Raw genomic sequence first — 12,973 nt, 5'->3', positions numbered from 1 at the left:
ACAAAAAACACCCATCATACGATAAGTGTTTTTTGTACTGATTTATTTAATTGTTTGAATTTTCAGATCTACCGAGCCAAGCTTCCAGTATCAAACCATACAAAATACCAGCTACAAAACTTACAGGATCTTGAAATCCCGTAGAGCTGTAAAAAGCAAAGGAAACCGCAAGCCCTAGCAGTGCCCCACGAAGAAGTGACTTGTTTCTGGTCGTTATCTCCCACGGAGCTCCCACGGCTAGACCGATAATAACACGGTTATACCATAGTGAGAAAACAAAAACTGGTGAAGCGGTGAATCCGGAGCGAACATACGCTCCTGCAACACAAACCAATCCCAGTAAAGCTCCACCAATGAGAGCTACTTTTATTCTACTTTTCATGACTACTCCTTAATCTTTAAACAGCTGTAACTCCACCCTTTTTTTAATTTAGAAATCCCTTTAATATAGTCTCTTCTGCTTCTTCTTCTGTCAGTCCTAAAGTCATAAGCTTTATCAATTGTTCAGAGGAAATTCTTCCGATTGCTGCCTCATGAATAAGTTGGGCATCAGAGTGAAAAGCAGAAACTTCCGGAACCGAAGACACACGACCATTGTCCATAATAATTGAGTCACATTGTATATGTCCGCGACACTTAGCATACCCTCTCATAGACAAGTGAAAAACTTGATTAGAATAGTCTTGAACTACGGAGCGAGAAATTATTTGAGCCGTGGAATTTTCGCCTCTTAATTCAACTATTATATTGGATTCTGCGTCTTGTTTATCAGTTGTAAGAAGCCTCTCAGTTACAATAAGTCTGGCATTTTTACCCAAAACCACCGTTGTGTCTCTTTTGGTTTTGTCTACCCCCTTAATCTGAATCATTTCAAGTTCGACAATTCCACCCTCTTCTACATTTATAATAGTCTTGGGATTTAAAACCCTTTCTCCACTTCCATCGCCTTCACCGTAGTGCTTTTCAACATACTTCATTTTTGCACCTTTTCGTACAAAAAACTCATGGATTCCATCATGCTGAGCCGTATTGCATCCCGAATTATGAATACCACAGCCGGCTACGATTAAAACATCAGAATCAGCACCCACCTCAAAAGTGTTATACACCAAATCATTCATATCTTCAGATAGAATAACTGGGATATGAACACTTTCCCCTTTTGTTCCCGGCTTAATTATAACATCAATACCTGGTTTATCCACTTTTGTTATAATATCTATATTTGCGGTGGTATTTCGACCTGCTCCCTCACCATTTTTTCTAATATTGTATGCCCCTATGGGTATTTCATGTAAATCGGCAACTTCTTCTAAAATCTTCTTATCTATTACACTCAATGGCATTTGATTTCCCCCTTATTTCACAAGTTTTACGACAACGGCAATTACTATCTAGTATTTTGATTTCATCTAAAATTTTTTCCTTATCAGTAATTTCGCTAATTTTACCATCTGCTACCATAATAACTTGATCCGCCAATCTTAGAATTCTCTCCTGATGGGATATAATAATAATAGTCGTATCATATTTTTCGTTTAAATTCTCAAACGTTTGTGTCAGTTTTTTAAAACTCCATAAATCAATACCTGCCTCAGGCTCGTCAAATAGCACAACCTTTAATTTTCTAGCGAGTACACTTGCAATCTCCAATCGCTTTAACTCTCCACCAGAAAAACTTGCATTTATCTCACGATTTAAATAATCCTGAGCGCATAGCCCTACATCAAATAAAAGATCACAAAGATTCTTTTCACTGTCATCGCCAGCTGCTAACGTAAGCATATCCCGAACTTTCATTCCCTTAAATCGAGCAGGTTGTTGCATGGCATAGCCAATGCCTAGTTTAGCTCTTTCTGTGATGCTCTTTTCACTAATATCTATACCATCCATCACGATTTTTCCCGTTGTCAATGGATATATCCCCATAATTGTCTTAGCAATAGAAGACTTTCCTCCTCCATTAGGCCCTGTCATCACATAGATCATTTTCTTATCCAAGTTTAGATTTATGTGATTTAAAACTTGCACTTTGCCATTTTCTCCTTCTAAATTAACACCTACATCGATTAATTCCAACATGTATCTTACCACCTTTATTTTTAAAATAACTACTGTAAGTTAATTTATCCACAATTCCATCTAACTCTATTTCGGTATTATCACTGATTATAATATACCCAGTACAAACATTATTGTAACAACATATAGAGTCCAATTCATTTAGTCACAATATTTCTTTATTCTACAAATTCCTCAGTTAGTGGATAATTTTCATTACTTATTAAACCCAAAGTCAGGAAAATACCAAGTATACATAAGCCAATTACATAATAGAACACAAAATAATAATTTTGGTGAATGTCTAATAATAATCCTGAGGTAGAAACACCTGCAATTGCGCCAATACCATATGCCGTAAATACCAAACCATAATTTTGACTATAATTGTTTATCCCATATAATCTCAATGTTGAAGCTGGAGCGATTGCAAGCCATCCACCCAAATTGAACCAAAAAATTGAAAATGAGATGATGTAAATTAATTTGTTATTTTCACCCATTATTATCAATAACGTAGCCGATAAAATAATCAATGTATATGATAATAGCATTGATTTTTTAGAAGTCAATCTATCTGTAAGCCAGCCAAATACAGGTCTGCCTATTCCATTAAAAACAGCAAAAATCGTCATCAATCTAATGACTTTATTAGGCTCTATTCCTATAAATTCAACGCCTATGCTAGTCGTCATTCCTATTAACATTAGGCCAATCATTGTTCCAATGATGAAATTTATATATAGACCTTTGAAACTTTTTGTTTTTATCATTTCTTTAGTTTCGTAATTCTTCGTATTATGTCCAACTATTGAAATATTTTTCATTGCTTTAAGTTCTAACTCTGTCGGATATTTAAATGGGAAAGATAGAACTGGTAATAAAATCCCAAAACCAATCCCCAAAACAAGGAATGTAGTCATAACACCGTGAAAATCAACTAATAAGCTAGCAAGTGGAGCAGTAATCAAAGGCGAAAGTCCAAATCCAATCAATACCATTCCTACCGCCAAACCTTTTTTTTCTGGAAACCACTTTGCTACTACGGTCATTGGAACGCCATAAGCAATGCCAACCCCTGCGCCGCTAATGACCCCATACGTAATAGTTAATAAGATAATATTAGAGGCAAACGAGGATAGAATCCAGCCTATTGAAACAAGAAAACCACCTGTTAATAAAACGATTCGAGGATTAAACCGCTCCAAGTATTTACCTGTTATAAACATAAAGAGCGCATAGAAAGCCAAAGCAGTCATATAAGGCATGCCACTTTCAGCGGATCCAATGTCGAAGATTTTCTCAAGTGGAAGCCTAAACACGCTGTACGAATAGACTGTCCCGAGAAACATCATGATCATAATTCCTAGAATTACATAAGTCCACCTATTAATTACCCTGTCTTTTTTATTTATCTTCTTTATTCTTTGTATCATCAGGTGCCCAACTCTCTTCTAGTTTTTGTTTCAAATCACAAATATGATTTCCCTTGATAAAAAGCGATTCCACGACTAATTTATGATTGATTTCAGGATACTTAATGCCGAGTATTCTTGCTGCCTTTTCCATCATAACCATCCGTACAGGTTTTTATTATAATCTTTTGATCAAATTTATAAAAAGCACTTTTTAGTTCTTCAAGCGTTTGCACGGAACAAAAGTCTGGCACATTCATGCCAATGTTTTTTAGTAGGATCTTTTTAGCGTGCTTATTTTGAATCCATTTTAATGTAACTGATGACGGATAAACTGAATGGCCTTCATTTTCAATAACGCTAAGCAACGCAGTATCAATATGCTCGAATTCCTACGTTATGATATCTGCTTTTCTTGCTAATTCACGGAATTCCCAAAGATCATTATAATTCGCTACAATTTGTTCATCTGAAACCCATTCGCTTGGCTTCAAAAGCAATCATTCTGCCTAGTTGCCCACCACCTACGATACCAATTGTCGCCGGCGGATAAATCTTTTTTATTTGCTTAACGTCCATTTGTTCACCTTCCTGTTTTAAAATAAAAAAGCCAATAACAAAGCTCTAATACAGAACTTTTGTTATTGGCTCACTTTTGACTGGTTAAAAACCTTTCAACTTGTCTTCCAAAGACTTAATCTATTAAATTTTCTTCAATATTTTGTTCAACGACTATGGCAATAATCTTCTCACCCGTTTTGGTGCTCACGTCGGAATAAGTGCTTATGATGTTGACATCGATAACGGACTTAACTGCCTCTTCCAGGCCTTCACGTGCATTTTCAAACAAAGCGATTCTTACTTTTTTTATTAATTCGATACCGTCCTTCGTTTGAGCAAGGCTTTTCTCTGATATGCTGAGAAATCCTTTTAGCCTAATAATAATCAAATCCTGAAAGATCATCGTTCTGATTTTCTCTGGACCTCTTCCCATTTGTTCAATTTCAAACTTACTTATTGCTTCGCTTAATTTCGATTCAATTTGTCCTTTTGTCATGAACAGCCCCCTAAATCAATCCGTTTGATATTAATCGTCAACGGTAAATCCCAACTTTTATGCTTACATTTAAATTATAACATATTCCCACTACGCTAGCAATATTATATTGATTTATATGATATCTTTGTAAATCGCAATATTAAATAGAATAACTCACCAAGAGTTCTTTTATCGGAAGAGGCTCTATTTTCAATAGCAAGCATCATAAGACAAAGATCGGCATTCCTTAGTAAGTTTCAGATATGATTTGCAGATCTTGAAAAAGACTCCTATATCCCATCTTTTGCCATATATCCTGATGATTTCATTTTCATTCAGCATTATGTCTGTAGAAATGATTGCAAGACAGTCTTTCTTATTGTTTCGGTTCCTTACAAATACAAGTTTTGCCGGAAGCATCTCACCGTTGTATTGATAATCGCTTTTATATAAGGGGCTATTTCCCGACAGCCCCATTTTTGCATATTTTTTATTTATCTGATTTTTTTCTATTGAATATACATGAATTTCCCTCAGCATCTAAACATTTTCCACAAGAAATGCATTTAGCAACACTGTCTTCTTCTAAAATCCATCTGTTTATTAGATGGGGCTCTCGTAAAAATGGTCGTGATAAGGAAAAATATTCAATTTTTGTATTTTCTAATATATTAGTCATTAAGTCCAGTGACCTGTTTCCTCCAACTAAAATGACTGGTATATTTAATTCTTCAGCTATTTCTGCAGCATATTTTCTAAAATATGATTCTTTTTTTAAATATCTAAGATTCCGTTCTCTTAGTCTTACATCTTCGGTTTTCGCTCCAACAACTCCACTGATTTCTATAGCATCTATACCAAGTTCTTCCAGTCTTTTGCATACATACTTGCATTCTTCAAAAGAAAAACCATCATCTATAAAATCAGAACAATTTATTTTAATTAAAATCGGAAAATTTGTTCCTACTTTTTCTCTTACCGCTTCTAGGGTTTCAAAGATAATCCTCGCTCTGTTTTCTATATTGCCACCATATTCATCAGTTCGTTTATTATAGTGTGGATTTAAAAACTGACTATATATATATCCATGAGCAGCATGTAATTGTACCCCGTCAAATCCCGACATTTTAGCCCTGAGCGAGGCATCTGCAAAACTGTTAATGAGATTTTTTATATCTTCTTTTGTAGCTTCTTGGGGAGTCACTCCGTATATACTATGTTCTACAGATGATGGGCCTAATATTGTTCTTTCTCCAACATTAAAGTTTGTTTGAGAACCGCCATAAGCAATTTGCAATATAATATTTGTATCAAGCTCGTGCAACTTATCTGTAAATACTTTGTTTTCTTCAATAAAAGAATCATCATAGATTCCCATCATTTTAGGATTAGGCTGTTCATCTTCTGTAACAAAGGCATACCCTGTTATTATTGTTCCAACCCCACCTCTAGCAAGTTCTAAATATAGATTTCTTAATTTTTCTGTCATATGACCTTTACTGTCTGCCATAGCTTCCCATGTCGCAGATCTGAAAAATCTGTTTTTCAACTTCATATTGCTTAAAGTTGTATTGTCAAATAAGCTTTTCATAGATCCTCCATAAATCAAATTGTTTGGATTTCATTTAAATCATCTTATATAAGTCACAACTTCTTTATTTCTTTTTGTTGGCCCTAAATCACTATCATTGTACTACTGTAAAATGCCATTGATTTAATAATCTCATTTTCCATATTTAACACTCCTTAGTTAATGATTAAATCACTTTTTTGCAAATATTAACTTCCGCTTTTTGAGCCATAAACTCATTCATTTTTGGAACTATATTTTTAAAATGTTCAGAAGACATATGATTATTTAGAGCTTCCATAGTTTCCCACTCTTCTACCATAATCAGTATGCCTGGATTATTAAGATCCTCATACATTTCATAATTTATACAACCATCTTCTTTTAGTGTTTCTTCTACTAATCCTTTTGCTAATTCTAAGACCCTTTTGACTTTATCTTCTTTTGCAAAGTTTTTTGCTATAACTTTTATCATCTAATTACGCTCCTTTAATAATATTGTTTTTTTATTATACTGTATGTTATTATTATACTGCAACAATATCAAATCACAAGTACGCACTTTTTTATCACATAGTATGCAAAATGATACTATGTGATATTAAAAATATGGAGGTCACAAGATGTCAGATTTAAAGGATAAGTATAGTTGTTCAATTGAACTTACGATGGATTTAATTGGTGGTAAATGGAAAATAAGAATTCTTTGGTATTTAAACACAGGTACAAAAAGATTTTCTGAACTTAAAAAACTAATTCCTGATATTACGCCTAAAATGCTTACCACTCAACTGCGAGAAATGGAACGCAATAATTTGATAACTAGAAAAGTCTATCCAGTAGTGCCGCCAAAGGTTGAATACTCTATTACTGAATATGGCAAAGGGTTGCAAAGTACTCTTGAAGAAATGTGTAAATGGGGTAGCAAGTACGCTCTTGATCACGATATTGATTTATAGTTTATCTATGTTTTTTATAAAACTCGATCCTTTTTGAATGACCATGGTCATTTTTGACATGATAAAGTCATAACTACCTTCATCATGAGGTTTTATACAGCCAGAACAGTCTTTTATGCCATTTGTTACTTTAAAATTACCACTACACTGGTTCCCCAACATATAAAGTGGACAATAGCAGAAAAGACAGTTAAATTTTTCTGCCTCCATTCCTTTGTGACAAGGAAAAAATTCGCATTGTTTATGTTGATTAAACTTATAATTTTCAGTTTCATATGTCCTCATAATAATATCTCCTTTATTATTCTCTATATAATACAAAAAAGGTTCCCCCAAATCTAAATTTGAGGGAATATTTTTGTATTATAACTTATTTATTTAGTGATCCTGATCTTTTAGTATTTTTAAACCCCTTGTTAGGACCTGCATTCAATTTGTTTGGTTTACCAGATGCTGAACCTTGTTCTAAACCTTTTTTCTTTTTATCTTCTATCAATTTTTTCATTTGTTCCATGTTTGTATTTGACATATCGTAACACTCCTTTAATTTTAAACTATTTCTTAAATCAATTTTACATTATCTCATGGAAAATGTACAGTTAATTTTTCTATGAAATAGTTGTAAAATAGTATTCTCCTTGAAATTACTTAATTTTATAACTTTCTAATGGAAGTTTCTCTTTTTCAAGTAAACTTGAAAGGGATGGTTGTTTTTTTTCCTCGTTAATCATGGTTTTCTGGCGTTGGTACATAAGATTGTCGATATATTTGAAAGCATTTAGTCCAATATCAAAATGTGAATTTAGTGATAATTATTTTGGAAATACTCTTAACTGTATAGATACCCCATTAGGATCGTAAACATAAAAATAACGTGTATTGTCACCAGGCTCTTGAATACTTGAAGGATTAAGACCTTTGTCTATTGCAAGTTTATGCATTTCATCCAGCTTATCTGTTTCAAAACAAATAAATATACCTTTTCCTTGAAATTTAGATCCTTGTGGCATATAAATAAGTTCAATCTCTGTTTCTCCACTTTTATTTCTTAGAAATGCAACTTCTCCTGGTTCTGATTTAAAACGTCTCGCAACCGATAATTCTGTAATCATTTCATAGAATTTAATTGATTCTTCCAAATCATTTACATTTAATGCTACATGCTTGATATGCATAATTCCACTCCTTTTGTTTTATATAATTTAAAAGCTGGACAGTCCTGTTTTTTCTTGAATATAATACAAGACTTGTTTTATAACAGATTTTTCTTTGTAAGCTTCAAAATCCAAGGTATATTCAGCGTCTTCGTTGCTCCATATTCTATCAAAATACTCTACTACTTTAACTGCCTGGGGACTATCTTTTAGAAATACAACTTTCAAGTTTGTCTCTAAGTTATAATTTTCAATATTTCTACGGGTCAGATTTGCGGACCCTCCTATTACGATTGTCTCTTCTTCTTTTAAGAACATAGTCATTTTACTGTGAAACTGTTCCCCATGGGTACTATACCAACGTATTGCAATCTCCCCATTTGAATCATCAACTAAGTTATATGCAACTGGTCTGTTTGGAACTCCATTTTTTTCAATTCCAAAGGCATCCTTATTTGCATCTAAAATAATTTTTATCTCCACACCTCTGTCACTGGCATTTAATAATTTTTCTACTACCTCATGATTCGATAGATAAAACATTACCATATGAATCTTGTCACCTTTCTTGGTGTTTTCAATTTCTTCAATTAATGCTTCTTTGATTTTCCCTTCTGTAATAACTTGTGCTTTGTCTGAACCTTCTACCGAGCTGTTAACACTAAACTCAAAAGGCTCTCCCCCAGAAAATTTCACTACTGTATTTTCTGTTTCTAACAGGTCATTGATTATTTCTCCTTTAACCACCAAAGCAACATTTGAATGATTACTACTTGCATCATGGGCATTAAAAGAAGTAACTAAAGCTTCGTTTTCTGTTATTACTACCTTCCTGTGATTTGCTTTCATGTTTAAAAGCCTTAAATATGAAGGCATTGTTGCTTTTGGTGAATCTGGACTAAAAGGATTTGGCAGCCAGCCTTTTTTATTTGTATTTAAATTTGTAAAAAATGTTCGCCATACGCCTGCATATAGGGGGTTTGGATCTCGTAATTGTTCTAGATCAGTAATGAGCACTTGAATACCATTGTCCTTTAATCTTTCCAACTGCTCAGAAGGGTAAGAACCATAGAAGGTATTAATTTCATCAGTAATAAATACAACTTCTATGTCCGGAAATTTTCTCTTTTGATCAATTAAAGTGTCTGTTAACTGATCAGAAACATTTTTATAACTATTTTTTCTGTCGTAGTCATCGTTAAACAAAAACATATCTATTACAATGAAATCCTGTGCTTCTTTTATCATATCTTTTATTTTAGAAAAGATATTTTGCTCATGAATAATGGAATCATTTTGCTTGTATGTTAAGTCATAAATAAATTCAACTTTACTGTTTCTCATTTCGCCTTGTATTGAAGTTCCATCAGGTGCCAGGGTTTTAAACCCCTTATAAACAATCACAGTTAATAATATTACTGTAATCAGTAATATTATTATTTTCCATGACTTGTCTTTTTTAGATTTTTCCATATAATCTCCCCTATTTTACCTTCTAAATAACATTCTGTCTTAGGACAATTATATCATGTTTTATCATGAATTATCAAAAATACTCATAAAATGCCCCCAAGGTTAATTGTATCTACCGTTTGGGGGCACTTCATTTTAAAATAAATTATTTAACAGTTTCGAATCCCGCATCAACCCAGGCACTGTAGTTACCCTCTAGTCTGTACACATTCATAAATCCTGCATCTATAAGTTTTTGGGCACCTTCCATTGAAGCAGCATCAGTATGGCAATAAACCAAATAACTCTTATCCATATCTAACATAGGTATTGCTTCATCCAATGATCCATCTCCCAAAGGATAGTTGATTGCATTAGGTAAATGTCCATCTGCATATGCTGGTGAAACATCAATTATTACAATCTCTGGCATTGAATCAATTAAATCTTTTGCATCCGCAACAGATATGTCCATATATGCTTTTTCCTCAGCTGGTTCAACTGGTTCAGTTACTTCAGGGGTTTCAGGAGTTTCAGGAGCCTCAGGTGTGGAGGATGCACAACCCGCCATAACAAAAACTAAAACTGAAATCATAGTTATTAAAAAAATCGATTTTTTCATTTAATTTACCTCCTTGTATAATAATACTCACACTGATAATTTCGGACTAATTGAATATGTATATATTTTATACCCTATTCACTCTTTCCAAACCAATTACTGCTTAATATTACTTATTAGCTCTGTGAACCTCTCATCACTAAAGTGACGAGCTTCTGTATTGCTACATCATTTTCCTACTTCTTAGACATCGCAACCTACTATCTCCACAGGCGTTAATTCGGATCATCCCGACCCTATTTATAACTATTAACTACATTAACAAACCTATCTCTCTCAGCCCTTCATTAAGTATGTTTTTAGCAGCGTTTCCATAAAAATTTGTATCCGAGTTGTCTTGTGAACTCACCCCAAGCGACATCGCTAATCGACTTAGCTAATCTTGAGTTTTGAACCATTCCTTTAATAAACAAGTCTTCTGTGACTACCACTTGGTTATCGTTGATAATCTTTGAAGATAATTTATGTTGGAAATCAGTTCTAAGATTGACTATTCTCTCATGTAACTTTGCAACTTTCTTGCTATGTTTCTTAAAATTATTGCTACCTTTAACTTTCTTGGCGTGCTGTCTTTGAAGTTTTGCAAGTTTATCTTCGTATTGTTTTAGATATTTAGGATTATCAATATGGATTCCATTTGTATCAATTGCAAATTCCTTAACTCCCAAGTCAATACCAACGCTACTATCATTTATAGGTAATTCGCTATGTTCGCATTCGACATTGAAACTTACAAAATATTTTCCGCTTGGAACTTTACTTACAGTTGCAAACAATATCCTGCCATCAAATTTTCTGTGAAGTTTAGCTTTGATTTTGCCAACTTTAGGAAGCTGAACCAATCCATCATTGAACAATACCTTGATATTATTATTTGTAAAATTCGTTGTGTAAGAATAGTAATTTGTTCGTTTACTCTTAAACTTCGGAAATCCCTGATTTTTGTTTCCTTTTTTAATTTCTCTAAAGAAGTTCTGATAAGCAGAATCGAGATTAAAAATAGCGTTAGTTAAGGCGAATTTGTCTACTTCTTTCAGCCACTCAAACTCTTTCTTCATTTCTCTGTTACAGAAGTTGTTGCAATCAGTCTTGGACATGGATTTACTGTCGTTCTTATGCTCTTCGATTCTCATAGCAAGAATATGATTATAAACAAATCTGCATGATCCAAATGTTTTCGCAAGCATTACTTCTTGCTCTGGATTTGGATAGATTCTGTATTTGAATCCTTTTATGACTGTTTTCATAGATAATTCACCTCGCTTTCTATTTAGTCCTTTGATTCTGAATGTTTTCACTATTTTATCATGTATTTGTATTTCTCAGCCTTGTTCATGTATATCAATCTTAGTGCGTACAGTATAAACAGAAAACACCAGGAGAATGCTTCGGCATAAGCGATAGTCATATTATTAAATCTTGACTCCATAGTGTAAGTCAGGATGATTCTAACACAAAGAGAAAGAAGTGCGATTGCACTTGAATATAAAACTTCACCTTTTCCTTCTATATAACCACGCATTGCCATAGACAAACCAAATATTAAATAAAACCATCCTAATATATAGAAAAACCTTCCGCCAATTTGGGCTGATTGAGAACTTACTCCAAATACCTCTATAAGATTTTCACCTAAGGTCACTACAATTATTGTAAGAATAATAGAAACAATTGCACTGAGTTTTAGACCTATGAATAAACTTCTTTTTGCTTCTTTATTTTGCCCCACACCTATATTTTGGGAAGTAATAATCGCAATTCCAGTACCCAGATTAATAACTGGTAACAATAATAAAGTGTCGATGCGATATGCAGTTGTAATTGCAGCTACTGTAACCGTTCCAAACCCATTCATGAAATTTTGTAAAATCAAATTTCCAAAGGACATAATAATTGATTGAATAGTAATTGGTAAGGATAGAGAACATCCTTTTTTAAATAAGCTCATATCAAATGTTTTTTTACTCTTCACTCTTAGTATTTCATATTTTTCCCTGGAATAATAAATCATAAAAATAGCCATCATTACTTGAGAAATAACTGATGCAATAGCTGCCCCTTCAGCCCTCCAACGAAATACTCCTACAAATACAATATCTAAAAACACATTAGTAATCGCCGAAACTAACACAGCATAAAATGACATCTTACTGTCACCTATCCCTCGTAAAACAGCAGCATAAACATTATATGCTGTGATAAAAGGAACTCCAACCAAGACAATCTGTAGATAATTTTTTGATATTTCAAATATATCTGAAGGGGTTTTCAAGAGCAACAATATGCCATCAGCAAAATATATTGTTATTATAGTTATTACAGTAAGAAAAACTACTAAAAGCAAATTAAATGTTGAGAGTATTCTCTTTTGTATATTATTATCCTCATCTTTAAAATGTCGAGCTGATAAAATAGATATTCCTGAAGCAAAACCTGTTATTCCCATTATAAAAAGGTTGGTAATGACAGTTGTTGCACCAATCGCTGCCAGGGCTGCTTCTCCTTCAATATTTCCAACAATAAAAGCATCCGCCCAATTGTATAATTGCTGTAATAACCCACTCAAAATCAAAGGTAAACTAAATGAAATTAATGTTTTTGCAAGTTTAGAGTCTGTAGTTTTATTTTCCATTTTCCCTCATTTTTCTCCCTATATAAAAATGCCACCCTCAATGGGTGGCAATCTCAAATTTATCATAAT

At 33.3% G+C, this 12,973-nt stretch carries 18 protein-coding genes and 1 pseudogene; 1 reads left to right on the top strand and 18 read right to left on the bottom strand.

Going from position 1 to position 12,973, the window contains the following annotated elements:
* Positions 1-46: 46 nt before the first annotated feature.
* From G558_RS0105480 to G558_RS0105435, 11 genes and pseudogenes are all read right to left on the bottom strand, one after another.
* Entirely contained in the window at positions 47-382 is a 336-nt protein-coding gene (locus G558_RS0105480) for a hypothetical protein (protein WP_028829281.1), read from the bottom strand.
* A gap of 43 nt (positions 383-425) precedes the next feature.
* A complete protein-coding gene (locus G558_RS0105475; protein ID WP_036931651.1) occupies positions 426-1,346 on the bottom strand; it encodes a SufB/SufD family protein in 921 nt (306 codons plus the stop codon).
* Complete coding sequence (locus G558_RS0105470; RefSeq protein ID WP_028829279.1) at positions 1,324-2,082, bottom strand: ABC transporter ATP-binding protein; 759 nt, start codon at positions 2,080-2,082, stop codon at positions 1,324-1,326. Before G558_RS0105470 ends, G558_RS0105475 begins: the two co-directional genes overlap by 23 nt.
* Before the next feature lie 158 nt (positions 2,083-2,240).
* A complete protein-coding gene (locus tag G558_RS0105465) occupies positions 2,241-3,497 on the bottom strand; it encodes an L-lactate MFS transporter (RefSeq protein ID WP_242825207.1) in 1,257 nt (418 codons plus the stop codon).
* Positions 3,469-3,630: a hypothetical protein gene (locus G558_RS14105; RefSeq protein ID WP_169337709.1), complete on the bottom strand. Its 162-nt coding sequence runs from the start codon at positions 3,628-3,630 to the stop codon at positions 3,469-3,471. The genes G558_RS0105465 and G558_RS14105 overlap by 29 nt, the downstream gene beginning before the upstream one ends.
* Positions 3,599-3,736, bottom strand: coding sequence for an ATP-grasp domain-containing protein (locus tag G558_RS14510; RefSeq protein ID WP_408633488.1), 138 nt, complete (start codon positions 3,734-3,736; stop codon positions 3,599-3,601). The genes G558_RS14105 and G558_RS14510 overlap by 32 nt, the downstream gene beginning before the upstream one ends.
* A gap of 205 nt (positions 3,737-3,941) precedes the next feature.
* Positions 3,942-4,055 carry a hypothetical protein gene (locus G558_RS14505; RefSeq protein WP_408633487.1) on the bottom strand — a complete coding sequence of 38 codons (114 nt, stop codon included), beginning with the start codon at positions 4,053-4,055 and terminating at the stop codon, positions 3,942-3,944.
* Between the two features lie 115 nt (positions 4,056-4,170).
* On the bottom strand, positions 4,171-4,533 hold the full coding sequence (locus tag G558_RS0105450; protein ID WP_028829277.1) for a DUF2294 domain-containing protein: 363 nt from the start codon (positions 4,531-4,533) through the stop codon (positions 4,171-4,173).
* Positions 4,534-4,734: 201 nt separating this feature from the next.
* Positions 4,735-4,926, bottom strand: a pseudogene (locus G558_RS14500) (IS4 family transposase); the annotation flags it as partial.
* A gap of 79 nt (positions 4,927-5,005) precedes the next feature.
* Positions 5,006-6,106, bottom strand: coding sequence for an NADH:flavin oxidoreductase (locus tag G558_RS0105440; protein ID WP_028829276.1), 1,101 nt, complete (start codon positions 6,104-6,106; stop codon positions 5,006-5,008).
* Between the two features lie 166 nt (positions 6,107-6,272).
* Positions 6,273-6,560, bottom strand: coding sequence for a putative quinol monooxygenase (locus G558_RS0105435; RefSeq protein WP_028829275.1), 288 nt, complete (start codon positions 6,558-6,560; stop codon positions 6,273-6,275).
* Positions 6,561-6,708: 148 nt separating this feature from the next.
* On the opposite strand from G558_RS0105435, the gene G558_RS0105430 reads away from it, so the two are divergent.
* Positions 6,709-7,044: a winged helix-turn-helix transcriptional regulator gene (locus G558_RS0105430; protein WP_028829274.1), complete on the top strand. Its 336-nt coding sequence runs from the start codon at positions 6,709-6,711 to the stop codon at positions 7,042-7,044.
* Here the strand turns inward: G558_RS0105430 and G558_RS0105425 are convergent.
* The 7 genes from G558_RS0105425 to G558_RS0105395 form a co-directional block, all read right to left on the bottom strand.
* Positions 7,039-7,329 (bottom strand): cysteine-rich small domain-containing protein, encoded by a 291-nt coding sequence (locus G558_RS0105425; RefSeq protein ID WP_028829273.1) that lies wholly within the window; start codon positions 7,327-7,329, stop codon positions 7,039-7,041. The genes G558_RS0105430 and G558_RS0105425 overlap by 6 nt on opposite strands.
* Positions 7,330-7,414: 85 nt before the next feature.
* The gene (locus G558_RS14100) at positions 7,415-7,573 is read right to left on the bottom strand and encodes a hypothetical protein (RefSeq protein WP_169337711.1); all 159 of its coding nucleotides are present in this window, start codon (positions 7,571-7,573) and stop codon (positions 7,415-7,417) included.
* A 283-nt stretch (positions 7,574-7,856) separates the two neighbouring features.
* Positions 7,857-8,219 (bottom strand): VOC family protein, encoded by a 363-nt coding sequence (locus tag G558_RS0105415; protein WP_028829272.1) that lies wholly within the window; start codon positions 8,217-8,219, stop codon positions 7,857-7,859.
* A 27-nt stretch (positions 8,220-8,246) separates the two neighbouring features.
* A complete protein-coding gene (locus tag G558_RS0105410) occupies positions 8,247-9,671 on the bottom strand; it encodes a phospholipase D family protein (protein WP_028829271.1) in 1,425 nt (474 codons plus the stop codon).
* Between the two features lie 145 nt (positions 9,672-9,816).
* A complete protein-coding gene (locus G558_RS0105405) occupies positions 9,817-10,272 on the bottom strand; it encodes a rhodanese-like domain-containing protein (protein WP_028829270.1) in 456 nt (151 codons plus the stop codon).
* Between the two features lie 299 nt (positions 10,273-10,571).
* Complete coding sequence (locus tag G558_RS12450) at positions 10,572-11,519, bottom strand: RNA-guided endonuclease TnpB family protein (RefSeq protein WP_051188494.1); 948 nt, start codon at positions 11,517-11,519, stop codon at positions 10,572-10,574.
* A 50-nt stretch (positions 11,520-11,569) separates the two neighbouring features.
* Positions 11,570-12,904 carry an MATE family efflux transporter gene (locus G558_RS0105395; protein WP_028829269.1) on the bottom strand — a complete coding sequence of 445 codons (1,335 nt, stop codon included), beginning with the start codon at positions 12,902-12,904 and terminating at the stop codon, positions 11,570-11,572.
* Positions 12,905-12,973: the final 69 nt, after the last annotated feature.

The sequence above is a fragment of the Proteocatella sphenisci DSM 23131 genome (assembly GCF_000423525.1).
Classification (GTDB): Bacteria; Bacillota; Clostridia; order Peptostreptococcales; family Filifactoraceae; genus Proteocatella; species Proteocatella sphenisci.
Note: the sequence above shows the minus strand (reverse complement) of the source record. Positions and strands in the feature narration are given on the sequence as shown.

Coding starts and splice junctions, on each gene's coding strand:
- G558_RS0105475 (WP_036931651.1), bottom strand. CDS start 1,346: ATGCCATTGAGTGTAATAGATAAGAAGATTTTAGAAGAAGTTGCCGAT.
- G558_RS14505 (WP_408633487.1), bottom strand. CDS start 4,055: ATGGACGTTAAGCAAATAAAAAAGATTTATCCGCCGGCGACAATTGGT.
- G558_RS0105465 (WP_242825207.1), bottom strand. CDS start 3,497: ATGATACAAAGAATAAAGAAGATAAATAAAAAAGACAGGGTAATTAAT.
- G558_RS14105 (WP_169337709.1), bottom strand. CDS start 3,630: ATGGAAAAGGCAGCAAGAATACTCGGCATTAAGTATCCTGAAATCAAT.
- G558_RS0105405 (WP_028829270.1), bottom strand. CDS start 10,272: ATGAAAAAATCGATTTTTTTAATAACTATGATTTCAGTTTTAGTTTTT.
- G558_RS0105410 (WP_028829271.1), bottom strand. CDS start 9,671: ATGGAAAAATCTAAAAAAGACAAGTCATGGAAAATAATAATATTACTG.
- G558_RS12450 (WP_051188494.1), bottom strand. CDS start 11,519: ATGAAAACAGTCATAAAAGGATTCAAATACAGAATCTATCCAAATCCA.
- G558_RS0105440 (WP_028829276.1), bottom strand. CDS start 6,106: ATGAAAAGCTTATTTGACAATACAACTTTAAGCAATATGAAGTTGAAA.
- G558_RS14510 (WP_408633488.1), bottom strand. CDS start 3,736: ATGAATGTGCCAGACTTTTGTTCCGTGCAAACGCTTGAAGAACTAAAA.
- G558_RS0105425 (WP_028829273.1), bottom strand. CDS start 7,329: ATGAGGACATATGAAACTGAAAATTATAAGTTTAATCAACATAAACAA.
- G558_RS0105480 (WP_028829281.1), bottom strand. CDS start 382: ATGAAAAGTAGAATAAAAGTAGCTCTCATTGGTGGAGCTTTACTGGGA.
- G558_RS0105435 (WP_028829275.1), bottom strand. CDS start 6,560: ATGATAAAAGTTATAGCAAAAAACTTTGCAAAAGAAGATAAAGTCAAA.
- G558_RS0105450 (WP_028829277.1), bottom strand. CDS start 4,533: ATGACAAAAGGACAAATTGAATCGAAATTAAGCGAAGCAATAAGTAAG.
- G558_RS0105430 (WP_028829274.1), top strand. CDS start 6,709: ATGTCAGATTTAAAGGATAAGTATAGTTGTTCAATTGAACTTACGATG.
- G558_RS14100 (WP_169337711.1), bottom strand. CDS start 7,573: ATGTCAAATACAAACATGGAACAAATGAAAAAATTGATAGAAGATAAA.
- G558_RS0105415 (WP_028829272.1), bottom strand. CDS start 8,219: ATGCATATCAAGCATGTAGCATTAAATGTAAATGATTTGGAAGAATCA.
- G558_RS0105470 (WP_028829279.1), bottom strand. CDS start 2,082: ATGTTGGAATTAATCGATGTAGGTGTTAATTTAGAAGGAGAAAATGGC.
- G558_RS0105395 (WP_028829269.1), bottom strand. CDS start 12,904: ATGGAAAATAAAACTACAGACTCTAAACTTGCAAAAACATTAATTTCA.